The organism is Rathayibacter sp. PhB152 (assembly GCF_003751395.1).
GTDB lineage: Bacteria > Actinomycetota > Actinomycetes > Actinomycetales > Microbacteriaceae > Rathayibacter > Rathayibacter festucae.
Genome location: NZ_RJUT01000008.1, coordinates 72850 through 94514, shown reverse-complemented (window position 1 = coordinate 94514; position 21665 = coordinate 72850). Strand labels below are relative to the sequence as shown.

The following is a 21665-nucleotide window of genomic DNA, read 5'->3' as shown; positions in this document are numbered from 1 at the left end:
CGGTACGCTTTTGACAGAGGGGAGTGAGATGGGGTACCGAAGAGACCTGTGGGAGTTGGCTGCCGTGCGGCACGGCGTGGTGACGATCGCGGAGGCGGAGGACGCCGGCGTTCCGGCCGTCGAGGTCCGGAAGCTCGCCGCTCGTGGTGCGCTCCGGGCGCACGGCCAGGGCGTGTACACGCACCGCGACGTGCCGACGACCCGGATCACCCAGCCGACGATCGCCGTCGCGCTCGCGGGGGAGGGCGCGTTCCTGCACCGGGAGTCCGTGCTCGATCTGCTGACGCTCGGGCAGTTCAACCCGCCGAAGGTGCGCGTGGGCACCCGCCGCCGGGTTCGGCGGGCTCTGCCGGACTGGCTGGACCTGCAGAACCGGACCGACCTCTCCGACCACGAGTTCACCCGCTACGGGGGTGTCCCGGCGACGACCGTCCGGCGAGCGCTGGAGGACATGGAGCACCGGATGCCGCCCGACCGCTGGTCCGCCCTGGTCGAGGAGGCGGGACGGCGCGGGCTGGTCGACGACCAGGAGATCGGGCCATGGAAGGCAGCGGCGCGATGACGGCGGTGCCTCCGCTGAACGTGACACAGCTGAACGAGAGACTCGCGCAGTCGGCGAGCGAGCTGGGGATCCCGGTAGCGCGTGCACGGGTGATGCTCTGCACGCTGATCGTGTCGCAGATGCTTCCCGACTCCGTCGCGGTGAAGGGTGGAATGGGTGTGAAGCTCCGCTTCGGTGAGCGCGGCACTCGCGCCACCTCGGACTTCGACGTCTCCACCCGTGACCGTGGGGAGGAGTTCGAGCGCGACTTCCGCTCGCGTCTGGCCGAGGGGTGGGGCGCGGTTCCGGCGTCCCGGGGCGAGCAGCGCCGCGACCCGGATGCGCCACCCCGTGTGGCGTTCACCGCGACGGTGCGCGCCGTCAGGCTCCATGATCCCGGCCTCGCCCGACCCGAGTACGTGATGCACCCCTACCGCGTCTCGATCGCGTTCCTCGGCAGCGCCTGGGGTGCGCTCGACGTCGAGGTGTCCGATCCGGAGACCGAGCCGGACGGGCACCTGCCCCTGGTGATCGACGACGAGCTCGTGCGGTTCGGGGCCGCCTTCGGCTTCGGTGATCTGCGGCCCGTCCGGGTGGTCGGTCTCGAATACCAGATCGCGCAGAAGCTCCACTCCGTGACCGATCCCACCTGCGTGCGGGCGCACGATCTGGTCGACCTGCAGCTGATGTGGGAGGCAGGTCCCGATCCGGCGCTCGTTCGCAGCCTTTGCATCCGGACCTTCGGCTGGCGACGTCGACAGCCCTGGCCGCCTCTCCCTCTGCGGGCCATGGAAGGCTGGGGCTCCGCCTATGAGGACGCTCGTGCCGAGACAGAGGTCGGTGGTCGGACTCCGGTCGTGCCGACAGTCGATGCTGCCCGGACCTGGCTGAACCGGATCCTCGTGGAGGTCGCCGGCCGCGGGGACACTGATGGGTGAGCCGGTGACCTCGCGCCTCGCTCAGAAGTAGCGCGCCAGGTGCTCGCGGAGCGCTTCGTCGCAGACGTACACGTACGTCCCCCGGATGCCGCGCGTGAGCAGCACCGTGTAGATGTTGCGGACGTACGCGAGCAGGTCCTCGTCGCTGTAGGTGATTCCGAGCTTCTTGTTGTTCTCGCGGCCCTTCTTGTCGAAGGAGTGCGCGCGGTCGAAGACGATGCGGCCGGAGGTGGTGTCGTAGTCCTTGTCCGTCTTCGTGACCCACTTCCACGCGTAGCCGGCGACCAGGCGCGAGAGGCCGTGCTCCCGGTCGCGCTGCACCACGGCACGCCGCAGCGCGCCCGGATCATCGAAGAAGCGCAGGTCGTACCCGCCGAAGTCCTCGCGATGCTGGGGAGGCTCGTCGGACAGCACTGCGCGCACGTAGCCGACGTAGTCCTTGTCCGCGGCGATGCGCATCTGCGAGCGGAGCGGGTAGAGCCGACCCGAGGCCGACGCCTCCGCCAGCATCGCGTTACTTGCGACCTGTGCGCGATGCTCATCCGGCCCTTCCGCAAGACCCCCAGACGTCGCTTCAATGCATTCGGACCGTGCCAGTTCTGTAGCCCGAGAAAGTTTTTCGGTGGATGCTGATCGCCGTCGGTATGGTGTGCCCATGACCGAGCAGTTGACTGATATCGCAAAAGAAGCCCAATTTGATCGTAGCTCTGAGGGCGGAAGTTCTAACGATCTTGCGGATGTGTCTCTAAAAAGTGAGAGTTTCACTCCGTCTGATACCACCACCACGACTGCTTCATCGCCCGCATCTGCAGGAGATGAAATCAAATATTCGCTTGAAGCCGCGGCAGGTCTCTTACTCAATGATTCGAAGCGAGCTCCCCTTCAGATCACGGAGGCTCACGCAAAAGTAGACGATGTTTGTCGAGAGGCGCAGAATGCTCTGCGCGCCGCGTTACAATCCAGCCTTGACGCAATCAATGCCGGCAGCCTGCAGAATAGGATTCAGAAGGTCAGTTCTAATAAGAAGTTGAAGGGTAACTGGTCTGGCGCGTCCCAGGATTCGCTTCGAGCGGCAATTCTTTTTGCGGGTGCGGGTCTCGATAGGACAGTAAAACTTTTAGCGGAGTCCGCTATTCCTAAGCTACTCCACAAAGCGGACGAATCGGTCGGTGTGCAGTTTGCCAAGTTCGCAGAGAAAGCAGTATCCGATGTAAACTCTCAGACGGTGAGCGCTCGTATGTTCGTGTCGTTACTTCTCGAGGACGGGCAAACTCCTCGCGAGGTGCTGATGAATAATTGGATTCGCGAGCTGACCGGTTCTAGCGCCCAGTCGTCATCACGAGTCAGCGAAATTGCAACCGCACTAGGCGTTTCGGATAAGACATTCAGAATGAGATGTTCCGATTCGAAGAGAGGTAGTGATTTGAACCGCGCCTTCCATGCAAGGAATCAGGTGGCCCACGAGCTCGATGTGACAAAGCCGAAGTTGGAGACGCGGCAGCCGCTGGAGAGAATTCGCGCCACGCGGACTGTAGTGGAGACAGAAGGCCATGTTCGCGAGATGCTTGATGTTGCTCAGCAATTAGTCAACTTAGTTGTCGTGCGAGTCGTTGACGTGCGCCCCTAAAGTCAGCTGAGAGCGGTTTGAGTGTGGAGTTGAACTTTCTCACTGCGGAATCAAGAGTCGCACTTGAGTAGCGGGGGGTATGTTCTGCGGGAGTTGCTCAGCGGCGGCCAATCGTTCGATGCTGCTGGGTGGCCCGCGGACCGTGCGCGGGCGAAGAGGGTGAGCAGAAATACCCAGCCCCCGAGGTTTGGTCAGGCGCTCTGGCCCGAATGGCTGAGGCGGTCTCGATCTCGGGATGATTGAGCAGCTGGCCAATGGTCGCGGCTAGTCCGCGGTGCCGAGCTCCTTGCGCATCTCAATCGACGTCGGCTCGTAGCCGAGCGACTCGTACAGTCCCCGCGCCGTCGTGTTGAAGCCGAAGACGTTGAGCGCGAGCGCCCGGTAGCCGCGCGAACGGGCGTGCTCCTCCGCCAGCAGCATCGCCGCGCGGCCGAACCCGCGGCCGCGCTCGGACGGGTCGACCTCGACGTCCCAGATGTAGGCGACGCCCTCGAGCTCCTGCGGGTGCGGGCCGACCCAGATCACGCCGACCGGGCGCCCGTCGTCGAGGACCCGCAGCAGGTCGTGGCCCGGTGCGAGCACTCCGCCAGGGAACAGCCGCTCGTCGTTCGCGTCCGCGTTCCGCAGCGCCGCCGCTTCGTCGTCGCCCGCGCGCATCCGGTCCGCGACGTAGGACGCGCGCTGCGCGGTCCGCCAGGCGGCGAGTTCGGCGGGCGGGAACGGCGCGAGGGAGACGGGCATGCTTCACCGTCCCACACCTGCGCTGACCTCATCAGCCGGCACGGAGATCATCTCTGCAGACGTCCGCTCCGCGTCGTCGGAGGCTGCTCGCCGGATGGTTCAGAGACGTCGTCGACCCGATCATTGCGTATTACGATAATCCGCATGACCGATGAGGAGACGATCGCCGGCCGACCGGTGACGGAGGAGCAGATCGCAGCCTGGGCCGCCGAGGCGGAACGCGGGTACGACGTCGATGCGCTCAAGGCGAGAGGACGGGGACGCCCGGGACGGGGCGCGCAGCCCTCGCAGGTCGTCGCGGTACGGCTGACGCTCGAGGAGCTCGCCGCGCTCGACGAGCGTGCCGCGAGAGAGCACAAGACCCGCTCCGAGGTCGTCCGGGAGGCGCTCGCCTCCGCCGCGGCGTGAGAGTCCACGCCTCTGCTCTGAGGCACGGCATCTCCGAGGAGGACGCCGTTCACGCGGCGGCTCTGGCGCTCTGGGTCGAGGACCTGGACGAGGACTCACCGGCCCGTCAGCTGCGCCTCGGCTTCGACACCCACGGTCGCCTCCTCGAGACGGTCGTCCTGGTCTTCGACAGCGGGAACGAACTCGTCATCCACGCCATGAAGGCCCGCCCGGGAATGATCGACCTCCTGCCCTGACCGGCACCCGCTGGATGTTCTGCGCCACCCCTGCGGAAGTCCGTGCCGTCGAGGGCATCCTGCCGCCGGACACCGCTCAGGAGCGGTCGGAGCTCTCCGCCGCCTCGACCTGCTCCGCGTGCTTCTTCTTGCCGAAGCGCGTCGCCAGGAACAGCAGCGTCCCGACGACCACGTAGCCCGCGGTCCCGAGCCAGACCACGCCGGTCTGCTGCGTCAGCAGCACGACGCTCGCGATGATCGCGAGGATCGGAACGACCCGCGGCACCGAGAAGTGCGGGTGGTCGACGCGGTCCTTCTTCAGCACCAGCACCGAGATGTTCGCCGAGATGAAGACCAGGAGCAGCAGGAGCACGGTCGTCTCGGCCAGCGTGCCGACGTCGCCGATCAGGCTGAGCAGCATGGTGACGCCGCCGACGACGACGATCGAGACCCAGGGGGTGCGGCGGTTCGGCAGCACGCGGCCGAAGGCGCTGGGCAGCAGACCGGAGGACGCCAGCCCGAATCCGACCCGGCTCGCCATCACCATGAACAGCAGCGCGCCGTTCGCGATCGCGATGAGCGCGATCAGGCCGAACAGCCACGGCGGCACCGCCACGCCGCTGGCCGCGACGACATCGAGCAGCGGGCCGGTCGACTCCGCGAGCTCCTCGTTGGGCAGCACGATCACCGCGCCGAGGGCGATCAGCAGGTAGACCACGGCGGCGGTGATCAGCGCGCCGAACAGCGCCCGCGGGTAGACCTTCGAGGGGTTGCGGACCTCCTCGGCCATGTTCGCCGCGGCTTCGAAGCCGAGGAAGGAGAAGAAGGCGACGATGGAGGCGGCGAACGCGCCCTGCAGCGGCGCGACCTCCGGGTTGAACTCCAGGACGCGGCCGGCGTCGCCGTTGCCGCCACCGAAGAAGATCGCGGCACAGACGATCACGATCACGAGTCCGCTGACCTCGATCACCGAGGCGACCAGGTTCGCGGTCAGCGATTCCTTCACCCCGCGCAGGTTGATCAGCGTGAGCACCGCGATGAAGACGATCGCGGTCGGCACGGGCGGCACGTCGAGCAGCGCACCGAGGTAGTCGCCGGCGAACGCATTGGCGAGCGAGGCGGCGGTGGTGATGCCGGAGGCCATCATCAGGAAGCCGACCAGGAACGACAGGTACGGCTTGCCGAACGCCCGGTCCACGTAGCGGGCGGCGCCGCCGGCGTGCGGGTACTTGGTGATCAGCTCGGCGTAGGTGCCGGCCGTCAGCAGCGCGATGACGAGCGCGATCAGCAGCGGCAGCCAGATCACGCCGCCGACGTCGGCGGCCATCGTGCCGACGAGCGTGTAGATGCCGGCACCGAGGGTGTCGCCGACGATGAAGGCGAAGAGCAGCGGGCCGGTGATGACCTTCTTCAGCGACCCTCCGCCCTTCGCGGGGGCACTGGCGGCGGCGTTCGTCGTCTCGGTCATCCCGCGATTCCAACGAGAACCTGGCCAGAGCGCAACCCCCGCCGCGAGATCGCTTCGGGATTTCTCACGATCGAAACACGCGTGCGTCCTCGTGCCGGCAGCTCTCGGGGTCGCGCTCCGGGGTTCCGTATCGACGGGGCGGATCCGCGCCCGGAGGCGCCGGGTGTAGGTTCGACGACCGTGGAAACGCTGACGACGGACCCCCGGGACTCCCACCACGTCCGGGACCGCGTCCTCGCCGATCTGCGGGCGCTGCTCGGCGACCGCGTCCTCACCGACCACGACGTCCTCGAGGCCTACCGCCACGACGACGCCGAGTGGGCGCCCTCCGGGCTGCCGCTGGCGGTCGTCCTCGCCGAGAGCGCGGAGGACGTCGCGCACGCCGTCCGCGTCGCCGCTCGCGCGGGTCTGAGCGTCGTCCCGCGCGGAGCCGGCACCGGCCTCTCCGGCGGCGCCAACGCGCTCGCCGGCTGCCTCGTCGTCTCGCTCGAGCGGATGGACGCCGTCCTCGAGATCGACGCCGACGAGCGCTTCGTCGTCGCCCAGCCCGGCGTGATCAACGACGCGCTGCGGGCGGCCGTCGCCGAGGCCGGACTCTGGTACCCGCCGGACCCGGCCAGCTCCGCCATCTCGACCATCGGCGGCAACGCCGCCACCAACGCCGGCGGCATCTGCTGCGTGAAGTACGGCGTCACCCGCGACTACGTCCTCGGCATGAAGGTCGTCCTCGCCGACGGCTCGCTCGTCAGCCTCGGCCGCCGCACCGCGAAGGGCGTCGTCGGCTACGACCTCACCGGCCTGATGGTCGGCTCGGAGGGCACGCTCGGCATCATCGTCGAGCTGACGCTCCGCCTGCTCCCGCTCGCGGGCCGTGAGCAGCGCGCGATCGTCGGCTCCTTCGGCTCGCTCGAGGACGCCGGAGTCGCGGTCGCCGCGATCTCGGCCGCCGGCATCATCCCCTCCGCCCTCGAGATCATCGACAGCACCTGCCTGCGCGCCGTCGACGACTGGCAGCACCTCGGGCTCCCGCACGGCGTCGACACGCTGCTGCTCGCCAAGGTCGACGAGCCGGGGGAGGCGGGTCGCACCGCCGCCGACCGCGTCGAGGCGCTGATGGCCGGTGCCCGCGCGCTCTCGGTCGAGCAGGCCACCGACCAGGAGGAGGTCGACCGGCTCTTCCTGGCCCGCCGCCTGGCCTATCCGGCGCTCGAGCGTCTCGGGCCGGTGCTCACCGAGGACGTCTGCGTGCCGCGCCGCGCCGTCCCCGAGATGCTCGCCCGCATCCGCTCGGCCGCCGCCGACCACGACGTCGTCATCGCGACCATCGCGCACGCCGGCGACGGCAACCTGCACCCGCTGATCATCGCGCCCGAGGGCGACGAGGCCGCGAAGGCCCGCGCGAAGAGCGCCTTCGACCGCATCGTCGAGGACTGCCTCGACCTCGGCGGCACCGTCACCGGCGAGCACGGCGTCGGTCTGCTGAAGCTGCCGGGGGCGGCCGACGAGCTCGGCTCGCGCGTGCTCGGCATGCACCGCTCGATCAAGGACGCGCTCGATCCGCTCGGCGTGCTCAACCCGGGCAAGGCGTTCCCGGGCTGAGCCCGCGCGGCCGCCGGCGGTCGCGGATCAGCGCGCCAGGAACTCCAGCAGCGCCTCGGTGAAGGCCTTCGGCTGCTCGATGTTCGCCGCGTGCCCGTCCTTCTCGATCACGAGGGAGTCGCCGCGCGGGGCGAGCGAGGCCGCGGCCGCCGCGTGCTCGGCCGGCCAGAACTCGCTCTCGCGCCCGGCGACGAAGAGCACCGGCACGCTCGTCCGCGTGATCACCGGCCGCCAGTCCGCCTTCGCGTGGTCGTTCAGCAGCCGCCGCTCGGTCTCCGTCAGCTCCCGGCGCTCGCCGCCGCCGAGCGCCTTCAGCAGCCGCGCGATCCGCACCGGCCCCTTCGAGGCGATGCTCCAGCGCCCGGGATCCGGGATCGTCGTCGCGAAGAGGGTGTCGCGGTTCGCCTCGGTGTAGTCGTAGAAGCCGTAGGGCCAGTCGTCGCCGTTGAGCATGCGCGGCGTCTGGTCGACGATCACGATGCGGTCGACGCGGCTCTCGTCGGTGCTCTCGTCGGCGCTGCCGTCGGTGCTCTCGTCGGCGCTGCCGTCGGTGCTCTCGTCGGCGCTTCCCGCCGTGCCTCCTGCGGAGCCGGCCAGGAACGCCCAGATCGAGTTCCCGCCCATCGACCCGCCGACCAGCGCCGCGCCGCGCAGATCCAGGTGCCGCAGCAGCTGCGCGAGATCCGCGCCGTGCCGGAGCATCGTCGCGCCGGCCTCCGTCCGCTCGGACAGCCCGTGCCCGCGCCGGTCGAACGAGATCACCCGGTAGCCGGCCTCCGCGAGCGGCCCCTGCTGCGGCTTCCAGCTCGTCGCCGGCGCCTTGAACCCGGCGATCAGCACGACCGGCCGACCGGCCGGGTCGCCCTGCTCGGTCCAGCTCAGCCGGACCCCGTCGTCCGTGGTGAAGTCCGGCATCGTGGCCCCTCGTCGCTCTCGTTGCGGCCTGCTCAGGCCGCTCCCCGCCACGCTAGTGCGGCGCGAGTGGCGCGTCGCCCGCCCGCGGGGAGGCACTCGCGATCAGGCCTCCTCGAGCACGCTCCGCACCGCGTCGTTGGCCTCCCGCCACTCCTCCGGGTCGGCCTCCTCCCAGAGCTCGGTGAGCTCGCTGCCGGGGGAGTCGGCGGCGGCCAGCGCGGCGAGGGCGAGCGCGACGAGCTCGTCGTCGGGACGCCCGGCCCGCTGCACGAAGTGCGCGATCGTCTCGGCGTGCGGACCGCCCTCCCGGCCGAGCCCGCGCGCGACCACCTCGGCGGCGGCGATCGCGAGAGTCGCCGCATCCGCGTCCACCTGCGTCGGCGCGACGGCGGCGTCCAGCGCCTCGCGGACATACTGCCAGTCGCCGGCCTCGTCGAGCTCGTAGACCCAGTCGCTCGCCGTGTCGTTGCCGAACGGCTCTCCACTCCATGCACCCATGGCCCGACGCTACGCCGACGCGCGCGCGGCCGCATCGCCGAGGCACCGATCGATCCGGCGGAGAAGCACGCGCCCGAGTGCACGGGAGAGCCGTCCGCGACGGATCGAAGCGGGCGGGACAGCCCTTCGCGACGGATCGATCCGAGCGGAGGAGGGTCGCGCGTCAGGCCAGCCGCTCGCTGAGCGCGACGATGACGCCCTCCGGTCCGCGGACGTACGCCATCCGCCAGACCCCCTCGTACTCGCCGACACCGCCGACCAGCCCGTACCCGTCGGCCGCGAGCCGCTCGAGGACGGCGGCGAGGTCGTCGACGACGAAGGCGAGACTCCGCAGCCCCGGCTCGTCCGCCTCGACGGGGGCGGGGACGGAACGCGGTGCGGGCCGGACGAACCGCGAGAGCTCGACGGCGGTCCCGCCGCCGGGCGGCCGCAGCATCACGATGTCGGTCCGGGCGTCCTGCATGCCGACCACCGTGTCGAGGAACTCGCCCTCCACGGGCGCCCGGCCCTCGAGCACGAGGCCCAGCCCGACGAAGAACGCGGTCGCCGTCTCGAGATCGTGCACCGTCACGCCGACGTGGTCGAATGCGATGATCCCCGCCATGAGCGCCTCCTCGTGTCGAGCCCAGTCAGGCAGGACGGGGGCCCGCTGTCAACGCGCGGCTGATCCCTGCTCCGGCGCTGCGAGCGGGCTGGTCGGCCCGCCGCATCGAGTTCCCGAGGCGTTCATCACTGGAGTCCCCTCGCGCGTGACCCGGCTCGCCCGCACTGGGTAGGCTGTACTGCTCCGTCGTCGAGGGGGAGCGGTCGCGGAGGAACGATGGGCAAGAAGCGCAATCAGGGACGATCCGGGAACGGGCGCTCCGGCGGCTCCGGCGGCCAGGGCGGCGGCCGCACGGCCGAGACCGCGCTGATGGTGCGGTTCCGCAGCTGGTACCGGTCGCACCTCGCGGACGTCGCCGTCCTGCACGAGCACCTCGACGTCGACGAGGCCGTGGAGGTCCTCACCGACCTCTTCGCCATGACCCGCGACCTCCGCCCGCGCGGCTCGTTCGCCCAGCCGGACGCCGAGCTCCTCGAGGCCGTCTTCGACCAGATCGAGGCCGACCTCTCCGGCGAGGAGAGCGAGGCCGACCTGGACGACACCCTCTTCACCGTCGCCGAGGTCGTCGAGCACTTCCTCGACTTCCTCACCGACGAGGACCTCTGGACCGGCACCGACGAGGAGCTCGACGAGTGCCAGGCCGTGCTCGACGAGGTCCTCGACCTCGCCGGCTCCTTCGTCGAGGCCGTCCTCGACGACCTGCTCGAGGTCGAGGAGGTCCCGGACGCCGAGATGCTCTCCGCCGCCCGCGCCACCGCCCTCGTGCACGCCGCCGACGTCGTCGTCGAGCACCTCGCCGCCGCCGACGGAGCGACGATCTCCGAGCGCGCCGCCCGCGAGATCGTGGTCGAGGCCGGTGTCGCCTCCGCCGGCTCGTCGCCGAGCGACGACGCCGTCCGCATCCCGGTCTCCGCCTGGTGGGACGCACTGGTCGCCTCCGACGTGCTCGACGCCGACGGCTCCACCGCGGGCCTCGGCGACGCCGCGCCGGCCTGGCGCAGCTCCGAGGCGCGCGAGGCCACGGTCGAGCGCATCGCCTACATCGCCCGCTTCATCGAGCTCTGGCTCGTCAGCGCTCAGGAGGCGCTCGCCGCCGCCGACACCGAGAACGGCGCCTTCTCGCCGCGCGAGCGCGCGATCACCACCACCGACGCCGTCCTCGCCCGGATCGCGGTCGCCTGCCAGGCGCAGATCCACGAGGGCCTCGTCGTCGGCGAGCTGGTCGACGAGCTCGCCGCCGAGCTCGACGTCTCGCTCGAGGACGCCCTGGACGAGCGCGAGCGGATGGTCGGCGCGGCCGAGCGGATGCTCGACGACGCCGCCGAGCTCGGACTGCTGCTGCACTCGCCCGAGTTCGGCTACGTGCTCCCCGAGGGCCTGCAGCCGGTCCTCGCCTCGGTGGTCCGCGCGAGCATCGTGCTGCTCGGCGCCCGCGACGCCACCCGCCTCGAGATCCTCGACGAGGCGACGGAGGACACCGACTCCGCCTACGCCCTGCACGTGTCGCTGCTCGGCACGAAGCCGGTCGTCTGGCGCCGGCTCGAGCTGTCCTCGGAGTCGTCGCTGCGCGATCTGCACCTCGCGCTGCAGCTCTCGCTCGGCTGGACCGACGCGCAGCCGCACTACTTCAGCGTCGGCGTGCCCGACGAGGAGCAGGCGCCGATCGGCTCGCCGGCCGACGCGGAGGAGCTCGGCTCCGGCCTCGTCGACGAGGGCGGTGTCGCGCTCGCCGAGGTGCTCGAGAGCGTCGGCGACGAGCTGTTCTACGTCTACGACCTCGAGGACGAGTGGCGCCACGTCATCCGCCTCGAGTCGGTGTCGCCGCTCAGCGCAGCCCTGCCGCGCTGCACCGGCGCGCGCGGAGCCGCTCCGCTCGACGCGCCCGGCGGCCCGGCCGCCTGGGCCGACACGGTCCGCGCCGCGACGGACCCGTCGTCCGCCGACCACGCGGAGGCGCTCGACGCCCTCGGGCTCGCCCCGGAGGCGGCGTTCGACCCCGCGAGCGTCGACGTCGACGGCATCAACCGCTCGCTCGGCCTGCTCCGCGCGGCGGTCTGACCGGTCCGCGCCGCAGAACGTCAGCCGAGAGGCCCCGTCATCGCCGATCGCGGCTGACGGGGCCTCTCGGCTGATGCTGTGTCGTCAGTTCCCCGTCACGGGGTGAGCAGCAGCTTGCCGATGTGCCCGGAGGCGGTCATCCGCTCGTGCGCCCGCTCGGCCTCGGCCAGCGGGATCACCTCGTCGACCACCGGCCGCACGGTCCCGTCCGCGACGAGCGGCCAGACGCTCTCGCGCACCGCGGCGACGATCGCGCACCGCTCCTCCAGCGGCCGGGCGCGGAGCGTCGTGGCATGCACCGCCGCGCGCTTGCGCATCAGCGTCCCGATGTCGAGGGAGCCCTGCGCGCCGGACTGGTTGCCGATGAAGACGACGCGGCCGCCGAGCGCGAGCGCCTCGACGTCGCGGGCGAGGTAGTCGCCGCCGACCGGATCCAGGATCACGTCGACCCCGCGGTCCGTCTCGGCAGCGATCCGCTCGACGAAGTCCTGCTCGCGGTAGTCGATCAGGATGTCCGCGCCGAGCGCCCGGCAGGCGTCGAGCTTCCGCGGGCTGCCGGCCGTCACGGCGACCCGGGCGCCGATCGCCGCGGCGATCTGGATCGCGGTGGTGCCGATCCCGCTGCCGCCGCCGTGGATCAGCACGGTCTCGCCGGCGCGGAGCCCGGCGACGAGGACCAGGTTGGACCAGACGGTCGCGGTCGTCTCGGGCAGCGCGGCGGCCGAGATCAGGTCGACGCCCTCCGGCACCGGCAGCAGCAGCCCCGCGTCGACGACGACGTGCTCGGCGTAGCCGCCGCCGGAGAGCAGCGCGCAGACCTCGTCGCCCTGCGCGACCGTCGTGACGCCCTCGCCGAGGCCGACGACGGTCCCGGACACCTCCATGCCGAGGATCTCCGACGCTCCGGCCGGCGGCGGGTACACACCGGCGCGCTGGCCGAGGTCGGCGCGGTTCACGCCCGCGGCGGCCACGCGGAGCAGCACCTCGCCGGGTCCGGGGGAGGGGGTGGCGGTCTCCTCGAGCACGAGGCGGGAGTCGGGGCCGGGGTTCTCGACGCGGATCGCAAGCATCCCGCGATGCTACGCCGCGCGCCTCCATGGGCAGTTCCGTCCGATCTGCAGGTGATCCGGCGCTCCGCCGGCGCCTCCGCGCGGACGAGAGCGCGCTCCCGCCGGGATCGCCTGCGGATCGCACCCCGGCGTCAGGCGTGCTCCGCCAGGAACGCCAGCACCGCGTCCTTGAACGCCCGCGCCGGCACCGTGCTCGTGTGATCGCGGCCCGGGACGCTGACGAAGCGCGCGCCCGCCTCCTCCGCCAGCCTCGCCCCGCCGGGCGCGATCGGGTCGGCCCCGCCCGTCACCATCAGCGTCGGCAGCTCGGGATGCGCGCCGAGCTCCGGATGCGCCCCGCCGCGCACCCCGTCGGCCACGGCCACCAGGGCGGCCAGGTCGTTCCCGGCGACGCCCTCCGCCATGCCGATGAACGCGCGCGTGAAGCGGTCGTCGATCTCGCCGCCGTCCGCCACCCGCGCACGCGCCGCCGCCGCATCGAAGTGCCGCAGCGGCTCGCCCACCGTGAGCCCGCCGAGGCTGAGCGTCTCGAGCAGCTCCGGATGCTCCATCCCGAGCACCCAGCCCATCCGCGCGCCGAGCGAGTAGCCGAGGTAGTGCGGAGCGATCAGGTCGTAGGTCTCGATGACCCGCACGATGTCGGCGACCATCAGGTCGACCCCGTACGCGCCGGCGCGATGCGGCTTCTCGCTGGCGCCGTGCCCGCGCTGGTCGAGCGCGACCACCCGGTACCCGGCGCGGTTCAGCGTCCGCAGCCAGCCCGCCGTCTCCCAGTTCAGCACCGAGTTCGACGCGAACCCGTGCACGGCCAGCACGGTCGGCGCCCCCTCGTCGCCGAGCGCGTACGTCGCGATCCGCGTCCCGTCGTCGGCGACCACGGACACGGGCGGGGGGAAGGCGATCGGCGTCACCCGACCACCCTGCCATCCCGCGGACGCCTGCTCCTTCGCGCTCCGCGGTGTCCGGACCTGCGAGCCGGTGTCGGACCCTCGGACCGCGACGAGCCCGCGTCCTGCGCCATCCTGCCGCGATCGCTGCCGACAGGCCTCGCCTCGATGACCATGTGCGTATGGTGTGCAGATGACGGAGCCAGAGCACTCGAGTACCCGGCAGAACCGGAGGTCGCTGTACGGGGAGCACACCCCGTGGGGCTTCCTCGCGATCCTGTTCGTCGGAATGACCATCGGCGGCGCCGTCGCCCGGGCCGCCGGTGTGGCCGATCCGATGAACATGGCATCGATCTGCGTCTCCGTCGTGACCACCCTCCTCATCAGCCGGCTGGTGCTCTTCCTCCGGCACCGCCGGCGCTGAGCAGGACGACCGACGGAGGCCGCGGTCGACGCCGCGGAACAGGACGTCGAGTCGCGCTCAGCGCACCGGCCGGGAGGAGCGGACGAACGGCACCGCGATGACGAGGCGGACGCTCCGCCCGCGACCCGAGCGGATGCCGAGCACGACGCAGAGCACGAGGTGGCTCAGCTGCCGGCCCCGGCGACGACGCCGTTGCGATCGCTCCACCGGTTCGGGCGAGCGGACTCCGAGAGAGGCGTGATCGCGCGCCAACCTCGCGAAATCGGTCCTGAGGCCGTAGCCGTTGTCACCATTTCAGTATGGTTCTCAGATGGGTGAGGCAGAGCAGCCGAAAGACGAGCAGAAGCGAGCCCCGATATGGGGAACACGCACACCGTGGGGATTCTGCGTGATCGCCTTCGTCGGATCGTGGTGCGGCGGCGCCATCTCCCAAGCAACCGGAGCGATCGACCCGTGGACAGTGGTGATCAATACCGCTTCCATCGCGATCTCGTATTTCATCTGCCGTGCAGTGCTCACCCTCTGGCGCAGTCAGCGCCGATGACGAAATCCAGGAAGGTACTCAATGAAGAGCATTCGAATGACACTGACCGTGGCGGCTGTCTGCGTGGCGACCCTCGGCGGAGCCCCCTTCGCCGCGGCAACCGCCGCGGTGGAAGCACCGGCGCAGGTGCAGTCCAGGGGACATGTCGAGCTGACGGTGAAGCGCACGACCGCCTCGACCATCACCTTCGACGTCGGCGGCGGAGCCAGACCGGTGACGTCGAAGGACGGCCGGGTCCGCATCACCGATGGAAGCGTCACCTCGGAGGCCCTGCCCACCAGGATCGGCGCCGGCAACGGGCGGACCGTGAGCGGCAGCTGGACCGTCGACGACGCGGACACGATGACCTTCCACTTCAAGCCGTCAGAGGTTCAGCGAGCCCTTGCTGGAGGCGCGGTGGCTGGGACTCTCTCGAGCGACTGGACCTCGAAGGAGTGGGGTCACTGTGTGGCGAAATCGGGCGTCAATGCCGCCGTGCTCGGGGGCTTGGGCGGTGCGATCACCGGGGCGGGAGCGGTCGTCACGGCGACTGGAGGCTTGATCTTCGGAATCCTGGGCGGCGCGCTCAATTGCTGAAGCCCCGGCGGAGGGCCATGCGCGTCGCGCTCAGCGCACCGGCCGGGAGGAGTGGACGAACGGCACCGCGATGACGAGGCGGACGCTCCGGCCGCGGCCCGAGCGGATGCCGAGCACGACGCAGAGCACGAGATTCAGCACGAAGAGGCCGAGGATCGCCGCGATCGTGAGGGTGGGCCAGCCGCCGCCCCAGGTGTCGCGGACCGAGACGAGCGCAAGGTGCAGGGGCACGAGCATCAGCTGGAGCGCGAGGTAGGTCAGCTGCCAGTTCACGGCGACGACGCCGTTGCGGTCGCTCAGGGTGCCGCCGCGACGCCGGGCACCCCAGGCCAGCACCGTCGCCGTGACCGAGATGAGCGGCGAGAGGATCACGAAGCCCGCGATCGCCGACAGTCCGGCGAGCCAGACCGCCCTGGCTCCGCGGCCGTCGCGGCGGCGGCGCAGCGTCTCGTCGTCGTCCATCCGCGGCCGCTCCCTCGCGATCGTCCCGGCGCGCCGCCGGTCGACCCAGTCTTGCACCGGCCCCCGGGAGTGAGCGGGGGGTTCCCCCTCCCGCCCGGGGGTTAGCCGGATGGGGGAGGATCCGCGCCGTCCGTAGCGTGGAGGCATCGCCGGGCGCCCCCGGCACCGCACCCCGCAGAAGGAGCACCGACCATGTCGAACGCCGAGACCACCCCGTCCGCCACCACCCCGACCGCTGCCACCCCGACCGCCGCCACCACGTCCATCCGCACCACCTCCGCCGACGAGCAGCCCACCGAGGTCTACGGCTCGACCGCCGTCCTCACCGACCCGGCCCCGGAGTCGCGGCAGCAGCAGTCCGAGCAGCAGGACCCGCCGTTCGAGCGGCCCGCCGCGCAGCACCCGGCCCCCTACGGCGTCCCGCCCATTGCCGCCGCCCCGGCCCCGTCGACCCCGTTCTCGCTGACCAGCCTCATCCTCGGCGTCACCTCGGTCTTCTTCGGCCTCACCGTCATCGCGCCGGTCGCCGGCCTGATCTTCGGCATCCTGGGCCTCCGCCGCGAGCCGACCGGCCGCACGCTCGCGATCTGGGGCATCGTCCTCAACGCGGTGATGATCAGCCTCGTCGTGCTCTTCGTCGTCGCCCTGCTCTTCCTCGGCCTGCTGGTGCCGTTCGTCGCGATCGCGACCGGCACCGACGTCAACTGACCAGCCGCTCCCGACTCAGGTCAGGAACGCCCGCAGCAGCGCCGCGGAGGCGTGCACGTGCTCGGTCATCAGCCGGGCCGCCTCCGCCGCCCGACCGGTGAGGATCGCCGTCACGAGGGCCCTGTGCTGCTCGTCCGCGTGGGCGATGTTCCGCGGCAGCAGCGGGATGTCGTCCAGCAGGGCGTTCACCCGCGTCCGGCTCTCAGCCACGAGCGGCAGCAGCGACGGGACGCCGGCCAGCTCGGCGATGGTCAGGTGCAGCCGCGAGTCGAGCCGCCGGTAGTCCTCGGGGCTCGCGTCCTCGACGTCGGCGAGAGCCCGGAACAGCTGCTCCCGATCGGCGGCCGTCAGGTCCGCGCCGGCCGCGAGCCGCGCCGCCCCCACCTCGAGGATCTCGCGCAGCGCCACCACGTCGTCGATCTCGGCCCGGTCGAAGCCGCGCCGGCCGACCGGCGCCGCCGGCAGCTCCTCCGCCACGAAGGCCCCGCCGTACCGGCCGCGCCGCACCACCAGGTATCCCGCGTCCGCGAGCGAGGCGATCGCCTCGCGCAGGGTGTCTCGCCCCACGCCGAGCTGCGCGGCGAGCTCGCGCTCGGAGGGGAGCCGCTCGCCGGGCCCCACGAGCCCGAGACTCACCGTCTGCATCAGCCGCTGCACCGTCTCCTCGAAGGCGTTGCTCCGGAGCAGCCGCCGCAGGATCGCCTCCCTGGCGCTCGCCGCGGGAGCCGCCGGACGGCCCTCCGCGTCGTCGTCCGTCCCGCTCGTCCCGGTGTCCGCGCTCACGTCGTGCTCACTCCGGGGTCACGTAGGCGGAGGAGATGCCGCCGTCCACGAGGAACGTCGACCCGGTGATGAAGGACGCGTCGTCGCTGGCGAGGAACGCGACCGCGGCGGCGAGCTCCTCCGGCTCCGCGAAGCGCCCCACCGGGATGTGCACGAGCCGGCGCTGAGCCCGCACCGGGTCGGCCGCGAACAGCTCCTGCAGAAGCGGGGTGTTCACCGGGCCCGGGCAGAGCGCGTTCACGCGGATGCCCTGGCGCGCGAACTGCACGCCCAGCTCACGGCTCATCGCGAGCACGCCGCCCTTCGACGCGGTGTAGCTGATCTGCGACGTCGCCGAGCCGAGCACCGCCACGAACGAGGCCGTGTTGATGATGGATCCGCGGCCCTGCTTCGTCATGTGCCGGAGTGCCGCGCGGCAGCAGAGGTAGACCGACTTCAGGTTGACGTCCTGCACGCGCTCCCACGCCGGCAGCTCGGTCGTCTCGATGGAGTCGTCGTCGGGCGGCGAGATGCCCGCGTTGTTGAAGGCGATGTCCACCGAGCCGTAGGCGTCGACCGCGGCCTGGAAGAGCGCGTCGACCTCCGCCTCGCTGGTGACGTCGACCCGCACGAACATCCCGCCGAGCGCCTCCGCCACCTCGGTGCCGCGCGCGACGTCGACGTCGGCGATCACCACACGCGCTCCCTCGCGGGCGAAGCGCGTCGCGGTGGCGAGGCCGATCCCGCTGGCGCCGCCGGTGACGACGGCGACCTTGCCGGCGAGCCGCTGCGTGAGGTCGATCGGGGTGGTGTCGAGGGGAGGGAGAGCCATGGTGCGGCCTTTCACGGGAGGGTGCGGGGGTGGAACGGGGCGGGTCAATCGGCCGCGAAGAAGATGTTCTTGGTCTCGGTGAAGCCGAGTGCCGCGTCGGGTCCGAGCTCGCGGCCGAGCCCGGACTGCTTGAAGCCGCCGAACGGGGTCGAGTAGCGGACCGAGGAGTGCGAGTTGACCGACAGGTTGCCGCTCTCGACCGCCCGCGACATCCGCAGCGCGCGGCCGAGGTCGCGGGTCCAGATCGAGCCGGAGAGGCCGTAGTCGGTGTCGTTGGCGAGGCGGATCGCGTCGGCCTCGTCCTCGAAGGGGAGAACGGAGACGACCGGGCCGAAGACCTCCTCGCGCCAGACCGGGTCGCCGCTCGAGGGCAGCAGCACGGTCGGCGGGAACCAGAAGCCGGGGCCCGCGGGCGCCGAGCCGCGGAACGCGACGGGTGCCCCCTCCGGGACGAAGGCGGCGACGCGCTCGTGCTGCGCGGCCGAGACCAGCGGGCCCATCTCGGTCGCCTCGTCACGCGGGTCGCCGACGACGACGCCCTGCACGGCCGGCTCGAGCAGCTCGAGGAAGCGGTCGAGGACGCGCCGCTCGACCAAGATCCGGCTGCGGGCGCAGCAGTCCTGACCGGCGTTCTCGAACACCCCGTAGGGGGCGGTGCTCGCGGCGCGCTCCAGATCGGAGTCGGCGAAGACGATGTTCGCGCTCTTGCCGCCGAGCTCGAGCGTGACCCGCTTCACCTGGTCGGCGCAGCCCGCCATCACCCGCTTGCCGACCCGCGTCGATCCGGTGAAGACGACCTTGCGGACCAGCGGGTGGGTCACGAAGCGCTCGCCGACGACGTCGCCCCGGCCGGGCAGCACCTGGAAGAGGCCCTCCGGCAGCCCCGACGCGAGGGCCAGCTCGGCGAGGCGCAGGCTCGTCAGCGGCGTCCACTCGGCCGGCTTCAGCACGACGGCGTTGCCCGCGGCGAGCGCCGGCGCGAAGCCCCAGGAGGCGATCGTCATCGGGAAGTTCCACGGCGTGATGATGCCGACGACGCCGAGCGGCTCGTGCACCGTCACGTCCAGCCCGCCGGCCACCGGGATCTGCGCGCCGAGCAGGCGCTCCGGGACGGCGGAGGAGTACTCCAGGACGTCGCGGACGTGCCCCGCCTCCCAGCGCGACTGCGTGATCGGGTGGCCGGAGTTCCGAGTCTCGAGCTGCGCCAGCTCCTCGATCGCGCCGTCCACGGCGGCGGCGAACCGGCGGAGGGCGCGGGCCCGGTCGAGCGGGGCCAGCGCCGCCCAACCGCGTTGCGCCACGGCCGCGCGCTCGATCGCGGCGTCGACGCTCGCGAGGTCGGCGAGGGCGACCTCGTCGAAGGCGGCGCCCGTCGAGGGGTCGACGAGGGTCTGCACGGTCGTCTGCGGAGTGGGCGTCGGCGGGGCCGGCGTCTGCGGGGTCGGCGTCTGCGGGGTCATCGGAGTGCGTCCTTCGGGGTTCTGAGGGAGGAGCCGTCTGCCGTGCCGGTGCCCGCGCGGTGCGCGAGTGCCGCGGCCACCAGGCCGGTGAACAGGCGGGTGTCGGCGGTGTCCTCCTCCGGGTGCCACTGCACGCCGAGCGCGAAGCGGCGCCCCGGCAGCTCGAGCGCCTCGATGGTGCCGTCGGCGGTCCGCGCGGCGACCTCGAGGCCGTCCGCGACCCGGTCGACCGCCTGGTGGTGGTAGACCTGCGCGACGACGGCGTCCTCGCCGAGCAGCCCGCGCAGTCGTGACTCCGGCTCGACCGCGACGTCCACGTGCGAGAACACGCCGCCGCCCGCCTGGTAGCGGCGGTCGCCGACGACGTCGGGCAGGTGCTGGTGCAGGGTGCCGCCCAGCGAGACGTTGAGGAGCTGCGCGCCGCGGCAGATGCCGAGGAACGGCAGGTCGGCCTCGAGCGCGGCGGTCATCAGGTGGTCCTCCCAGGCGTCGCGCTCGGGGCGGGGGGCGTCGGTCTCCGGGTGCGCCTCCTGCCCGTAGCGGGCGGGGTCGATGTCCTTGCCGCCGCAGACGATCAGCCCGTCGAGGCGCTCGACGACGGCGCGGGCGGTCTCCGCCGAGGCGGGCTGCGGCGGCAGGAGCAGGGCGACGCCGCCGGCCCGGGTCACCGAGTCGATGTAGTTCGCGGGCAGGAAGGACGCCTCGACGTCCCAGACGCCCGAGACGGCGCGCTCGCGGTAGGTGGTGAGTCCGATGATCGGACGCGGAGCGACGGGACCCTGCTCGGAGTCCGTCCGCAGGTCAGAGCCGCTCAAAGCCGCGCACCCTCTCCCAATCGGTGACGGCGGCGTCGTAGGCGGCGAGCTCCACCCGGGCGTTGTTCACGTAGTGGTCGACGACCTCGTCGCCGAAGGCGGCCCGGGCCAGGGCGGAGGACTCGAACAGGTCGGCGGCCTCGCGCAGCGTCGTCGGGACACGCGGCGCTCCGGAGCCGTAGGCGTTGCCGGTGCAGACGTCCTCGAGCTCCAGCTCGTTCTCGATGCCGTGCAGCCCGGCGGCGACCAGCGCGGCGACGGCCAGGTACTGGTTGACGTCGCCTCCCGGCACGCGGTTCTCGACGCGCATCCCGGCGCCGTGGCCGACGACGCGCAGGGCGCAGGTGCGGTTGTCGAGACCCCAGGCGACCGCGGTCGGCGCGAACGACCCGTCGACGTAGCGCTTGTAGGAGTTGATGTTCGGCGCGAAGAAGAGGGTGAACTCGCGCATCGCGGCGAGCTGGCCGGCCAGGTAGTGCCGGAAGAGCGGCGACATCCCGTGCTCGCTCTCCGCGTCGGCGAAGACGGGAGTGCCGTCGGTGCCGCGGAGCGAGAGGTGGATGTGGCAGGAGTTGCCCTCGCGCTCGTTGAACTTGGCTATGAAGGTCAGGCTCTTGCCGTGCTTGTCGGCGATCTCCTTCGCCCCCGACTTGTAGATCGAGTGGTTGTCGCAGGTGACGAGGGCGGCGTCGTAGCGGAAGCCGATCTCCTGCTGGCCCAGGTTGCACTCGCCCTTGATGCCCTCGCAGTACAGGCCGGCGCCCTCCATCGACACCCGGATGTCCCGCATCAGCGGCTCCATCCGGGTCGAGGCGAGCAGCGCGTAGTCGATGTTGTAGTCGCTGGCGGGCGTGAGGCCGCGGTAGCCCTTCGCGAAGGCCTCGCGGTAGGAGTCGTCGAACACGATGAACTCGAGCTCGGTGGCGACGAACGCCTCGAGGCCGCGCTCGGCCAGGCGGTCCAGCTGCGCACGGAGGATCTGCCGCGGCGCCTCGCCGACCGGAGCATCGTCGAGCCAGGTGAGATCGGCCGTGACCAGCGCGGTCCCCGGCAGCCACGGCGCGAGACGCAGCGTCGAGAGGTCAGGGATCATCTTCATGTCGCCGTAGCCGCGCTCCCAGCTCGAGATCGCGTAGCCCGCGACGGTGTTCATCTCGACGTCCACGGCGAGCAGGTAGTTGCAGCACTCGGCGCCGTGCGCGGCGACGTCGTCCTGGAACAGCCGCGCCGAGATCCGCTTGCCGACGAGACGGCCCTGCATGTCGGTGAAGGCGACGATCACCGTGTCGATCTCTCCCGCCTCGATGAGGGTGTCGAGTCGCTCGAGGGTGAGCATGCCGCGCACGGGGGCGGGGTCGGCGGCACGGCGTCGATCGGCGGCACTGCTCTCGGCGCTGACAGGTGCCATGGGATGCCTCCGGGGGTCGCTCCGCCGGGTGGCCGGACGAGGCCGCATGGTCGGATCGGGGTCCATTGAAGCACAGCCGCTGTTCCCGAGGGAGTGATGCCGGCG

25 protein-coding genes are annotated in these 21665 nt (G+C 71.5%); 11 read left to right on the top strand and 14 right to left on the bottom strand.

What is annotated here, in order from left to right; genetic code table 11:
- The first annotated feature begins 28 nt into the window (after positions 1–28).
- The gene (locus EDF36_RS17640) at positions 29–562 is read left to right on the top strand and encodes a type IV toxin-antitoxin system AbiEi family antitoxin domain-containing protein (RefSeq protein WP_123733989.1); all 534 of its coding nucleotides are present in this window, start codon (positions 29–31) and stop codon (positions 560–562) included.
- The gene (locus EDF36_RS17635; protein WP_311316383.1) at positions 541–1479 is read left to right on the top strand and encodes a nucleotidyl transferase AbiEii/AbiGii toxin family protein; all 939 of its coding nucleotides are present in this window, start codon (positions 541–543) and stop codon (positions 1477–1479) included. Before EDF36_RS17640 ends, EDF36_RS17635 begins: the two co-directional genes overlap by 22 nt.
- 21 nt (positions 1480–1500) lie before the next feature.
- Here EDF36_RS17635 and EDF36_RS17630 read toward each other — a convergent pair whose 3' ends face one another.
- A complete protein-coding gene (locus EDF36_RS17630; protein WP_260300775.1) occupies positions 1501–1989 on the bottom strand; it encodes a DUF2075 domain-containing protein in 489 nt (162 codons plus the stop codon).
- A gap of 145 nt (positions 1990–2134) precedes the next feature.
- Between EDF36_RS17630 and EDF36_RS21005 the strand changes: the two genes are divergently transcribed.
- Positions 2135–3106, top strand: a complete 972-nt coding sequence (locus tag EDF36_RS21005) for a hypothetical protein (protein ID WP_148060089.1) — start codon at positions 2135–2137, stop codon at positions 3104–3106.
- A gap of 264 nt (positions 3107–3370) precedes the next feature.
- On the opposite strand, the gene EDF36_RS17625 is transcribed toward EDF36_RS21005, so the two are convergent.
- Entirely contained in the window at positions 3371–3847 is a 477-nt protein-coding gene (locus EDF36_RS17625) for a GNAT family N-acetyltransferase (RefSeq protein ID WP_123733987.1), read from the bottom strand.
- 144 nt (positions 3848–3991) lie between these two features.
- Between EDF36_RS17625 and EDF36_RS17620 the strand changes: the two genes are divergently transcribed.
- Complete coding sequence (locus tag EDF36_RS17620; protein WP_123733986.1) at positions 3992–4255, top strand: ribbon-helix-helix protein, CopG family; 264 nt, start codon at positions 3992–3994, stop codon at positions 4253–4255.
- Entirely contained in the window at positions 4252–4491 is a 240-nt protein-coding gene (locus EDF36_RS17615) for a toxin (protein WP_123733985.1), read from the top strand. Before EDF36_RS17620 ends, EDF36_RS17615 begins: the two co-directional genes overlap by 4 nt.
- Before the next feature lie 76 nt (positions 4492–4567).
- Here the strand turns inward: EDF36_RS17615 and EDF36_RS17610 are convergent, their stop codons facing one another.
- Positions 4568–5938, bottom strand: a complete 1371-nt coding sequence (locus EDF36_RS17610) for an APC family permease (protein WP_123733984.1) — start codon at positions 5936–5938, stop codon at positions 4568–4570.
- A gap of 180 nt (positions 5939–6118) precedes the next feature.
- Between EDF36_RS17610 and EDF36_RS17605 the strand changes: the two genes are divergently transcribed.
- Complete coding sequence (locus EDF36_RS17605; RefSeq protein ID WP_260300774.1) at positions 6119–7537, top strand: FAD-binding oxidoreductase; 1419 nt, start codon at positions 6119–6121, stop codon at positions 7535–7537.
- Positions 7538–7564: 27 nt separating this feature from the next.
- Here EDF36_RS17605 and EDF36_RS17600 read toward each other — a convergent pair whose 3' ends face one another.
- The 3 genes from EDF36_RS17600 to EDF36_RS17590 form a co-directional block, all read right to left on the bottom strand.
- On the bottom strand, positions 7565–8452 hold the full coding sequence (locus EDF36_RS17600) for an alpha/beta fold hydrolase (protein WP_123733983.1): 888 nt from the start codon (positions 8450–8452) through the stop codon (positions 7565–7567).
- Positions 8453–8554: 102 nt separating this feature from the next.
- A complete protein-coding gene (locus EDF36_RS17595) occupies positions 8555–8950 on the bottom strand; it encodes a DUF4259 domain-containing protein (RefSeq protein WP_123705016.1) in 396 nt (131 codons plus the stop codon).
- 163 nt (positions 8951–9113) lie between these two features.
- Positions 9114–9554: a VOC family protein gene (locus tag EDF36_RS17590; RefSeq protein ID WP_123733982.1), complete on the bottom strand. Its 441-nt coding sequence runs from the start codon at positions 9552–9554 to the stop codon at positions 9114–9116.
- Positions 9555–9770: 216 nt separating this feature from the next.
- Between EDF36_RS17590 and EDF36_RS17585 the strand changes: the two genes are divergently transcribed.
- Positions 9771–11612 carry a plasmid pRiA4b ORF-3 family protein gene (locus EDF36_RS17585; RefSeq protein ID WP_123733981.1) on the top strand — a complete coding sequence of 614 codons (1842 nt, stop codon included), beginning with the start codon at positions 9771–9773 and terminating at the stop codon, positions 11610–11612.
- A gap of 95 nt (positions 11613–11707) precedes the next feature.
- On the opposite strand, the gene EDF36_RS17580 is transcribed toward EDF36_RS17585, so the two are convergent.
- Both EDF36_RS17580 and EDF36_RS17575 read right to left on the bottom strand, forming a co-directional pair.
- On the bottom strand, positions 11708–12682 hold the full coding sequence (locus EDF36_RS17580; protein ID WP_123733980.1) for an NAD(P)H-quinone oxidoreductase: 975 nt from the start codon (positions 12680–12682) through the stop codon (positions 11708–11710).
- Between the two features lie 131 nt (positions 12683–12813).
- Positions 12814–13593, bottom strand: coding sequence for an alpha/beta fold hydrolase (locus EDF36_RS17575; RefSeq protein ID WP_185020536.1), 780 nt, complete (start codon positions 13591–13593; stop codon positions 12814–12816).
- A 169-nt stretch (positions 13594–13762) separates the two neighbouring features.
- Here EDF36_RS17575 and EDF36_RS21410 point away from each other — a divergent pair, with 169 nt between their 5' ends.
- The 3 genes from EDF36_RS21410 to EDF36_RS17570 all read left to right on the top strand — a co-directional run bounded on the left by EDF36_RS21410 (position 13763) and on the right by EDF36_RS17570 (position 15113).
- Positions 13763–13993: a hypothetical protein gene (locus EDF36_RS21410; protein ID WP_185020535.1), complete on the top strand. Its 231-nt coding sequence runs from the start codon at positions 13763–13765 to the stop codon at positions 13991–13993.
- Positions 13994–14381: 388 nt separating this feature from the next.
- On the top strand, positions 14382–14537 hold the full coding sequence (locus EDF36_RS21405) for a hypothetical protein (RefSeq protein WP_185020534.1): 156 nt from the start codon (positions 14382–14384) through the stop codon (positions 14535–14537).
- 21 nt (positions 14538–14558) lie between these two features.
- The gene (locus tag EDF36_RS17570) at positions 14559–15113 is read left to right on the top strand and encodes a hypothetical protein (RefSeq protein WP_123705011.1); all 555 of its coding nucleotides are present in this window, start codon (positions 14559–14561) and stop codon (positions 15111–15113) included.
- A gap of 30 nt (positions 15114–15143) precedes the next feature.
- Here EDF36_RS17570 and EDF36_RS21400 read toward each other — a convergent pair whose 3' ends face one another.
- Entirely contained in the window at positions 15144–15575 is a 432-nt protein-coding gene (locus tag EDF36_RS21400) for a DUF4870 domain-containing protein (protein WP_185020533.1), read from the bottom strand.
- 192 nt (positions 15576–15767) lie between these two features.
- Here EDF36_RS21400 and EDF36_RS21905 point away from each other — a divergent pair, with 192 nt between their 5' ends.
- Positions 15768–16283: a DUF4190 domain-containing protein gene (locus EDF36_RS21905; protein ID WP_243840033.1), complete on the top strand. Its 516-nt coding sequence runs from the start codon at positions 15768–15770 to the stop codon at positions 16281–16283.
- A gap of 15 nt (positions 16284–16298) precedes the next feature.
- On the opposite strand, the gene EDF36_RS17555 is transcribed toward EDF36_RS21905, so the two are convergent.
- From EDF36_RS17555 to EDF36_RS17535, 5 genes are read right to left on the bottom strand one after another with little or no spacing between them, the layout of a single operon-like run.
- The gene (locus EDF36_RS17555) at positions 16299–17066 is read right to left on the bottom strand and encodes a FadR/GntR family transcriptional regulator (protein WP_260300773.1); all 768 of its coding nucleotides are present in this window, start codon (positions 17064–17066) and stop codon (positions 16299–16301) included.
- Between the two features lie 7 nt (positions 17067–17073).
- Positions 17074–17877, bottom strand: coding sequence for a 3-oxoacyl-ACP reductase (locus EDF36_RS17550; RefSeq protein WP_123447921.1), 804 nt, complete (start codon positions 17875–17877; stop codon positions 17074–17076).
- 44 nt (positions 17878–17921) lie between these two features.
- Positions 17922–19337, bottom strand: a complete 1416-nt coding sequence (locus EDF36_RS17545) for an aldehyde dehydrogenase (RefSeq protein ID WP_123733977.1) — start codon at positions 19335–19337, stop codon at positions 17922–17924.
- Positions 19334–20152: a gamma-glutamyl-gamma-aminobutyrate hydrolase family protein gene (locus EDF36_RS17540; protein WP_243840034.1), complete on the bottom strand. Its 819-nt coding sequence runs from the start codon at positions 20150–20152 to the stop codon at positions 19334–19336. The genes EDF36_RS17545 and EDF36_RS17540 overlap by 4 nt, the downstream gene beginning before the upstream one ends.
- A complete protein-coding gene (locus EDF36_RS17535; RefSeq protein ID WP_123734094.1) occupies positions 20139–21488 on the bottom strand; it encodes a glutamine synthetase family protein in 1350 nt (449 codons plus the stop codon). Before EDF36_RS17535 ends, EDF36_RS17540 begins: the two co-directional genes overlap by 14 nt.
- Positions 21489–21665: the final 177 nt, after the last annotated feature.

Excerpts from the sequence above, each read along its gene's own strand:
- EDF36_RS21410 (WP_185020535.1), top strand. The coding sequence starts at position 13,763 with ATGACGGAGCCAGAGCACTCGAGTACCCGGCAGAACCGGAGGTCGCTG.
- EDF36_RS17640 (WP_123733989.1), top strand. The coding sequence starts at position 29 with ATGGGGTACCGAAGAGACCTGTGGGAGTTGGCTGCCGTGCGGCACGGC.
- EDF36_RS21005 (WP_148060089.1), top strand. The coding sequence starts at position 2,135 with ATGACCGAGCAGTTGACTGATATCGCAAAAGAAGCCCAATTTGATCGT.
- EDF36_RS17595 (WP_123705016.1), bottom strand. The coding sequence starts at position 8,950 with ATGGGTGCATGGAGTGGAGAGCCGTTCGGCAACGACACGGCGAGCGAC.
- EDF36_RS17545 (WP_123733977.1), bottom strand. The coding sequence starts at position 19,337 with ATGACCCCGCAGACGCCGACCCCGCAGACGCCGGCCCCGCCGACGCCC.
- EDF36_RS17570 (WP_123705011.1), top strand. The coding sequence starts at position 14,559 with ATGAAGAGCATTCGAATGACACTGACCGTGGCGGCTGTCTGCGTGGCG.
- EDF36_RS17600 (WP_123733983.1), bottom strand. The coding sequence starts at position 8,452 with ATGCCGGACTTCACCACGGACGACGGGGTCCGGCTGAGCTGGACCGAG.
- EDF36_RS17635 (WP_311316383.1), top strand. The coding sequence starts at position 541 with ATGGAAGGCAGCGGCGCGATGACGGCGGTGCCTCCGCTGAACGTGACA.
- EDF36_RS17535 (WP_123734094.1), bottom strand. The coding sequence starts at position 21,488 with ATGCTCACCCTCGAGCGACTCGACACCCTCATCGAGGCGGGAGAGATC.
- EDF36_RS17620 (WP_123733986.1), top strand. The coding sequence starts at position 3,992 with ATGACCGATGAGGAGACGATCGCCGGCCGACCGGTGACGGAGGAGCAG.
- EDF36_RS21400 (WP_185020533.1), bottom strand. The coding sequence starts at position 15,575 with ATGGACGACGACGAGACGCTGCGCCGCCGCCGCGACGGCCGCGGAGCC.
- EDF36_RS17630 (WP_260300775.1), bottom strand. The coding sequence starts at position 1,989 with ATGCTGGCGGAGGCGTCGGCCTCGGGTCGGCTCTACCCGCTCCGCTCG.
- EDF36_RS17550 (WP_123447921.1), bottom strand. The coding sequence starts at position 17,877 with ATGGCTCTCCCTCCCCTCGACACCACCCCGATCGACCTCACGCAGCGG.
- EDF36_RS17625 (WP_123733987.1), bottom strand. The coding sequence starts at position 3,847 with ATGCCCGTCTCCCTCGCGCCGTTCCCGCCCGCCGAACTCGCCGCCTGG.
- EDF36_RS17590 (WP_123733982.1), bottom strand. The coding sequence starts at position 9,554 with ATGGCGGGGATCATCGCATTCGACCACGTCGGCGTGACGGTGCACGAT.
- EDF36_RS17580 (WP_123733980.1), bottom strand. The coding sequence starts at position 12,682 with ATGCTTGCGATCCGCGTCGAGAACCCCGGCCCCGACTCCCGCCTCGTG.
- EDF36_RS17585 (WP_123733981.1), top strand. The coding sequence starts at position 9,771 with ATGGGCAAGAAGCGCAATCAGGGACGATCCGGGAACGGGCGCTCCGGC.
- EDF36_RS17610 (WP_123733984.1), bottom strand. The coding sequence starts at position 5,938 with ATGACCGAGACGACGAACGCCGCCGCCAGTGCCCCCGCGAAGGGCGGA.
- EDF36_RS21905 (WP_243840033.1), top strand. The coding sequence starts at position 15,768 with ATGTCGAACGCCGAGACCACCCCGTCCGCCACCACCCCGACCGCTGCC.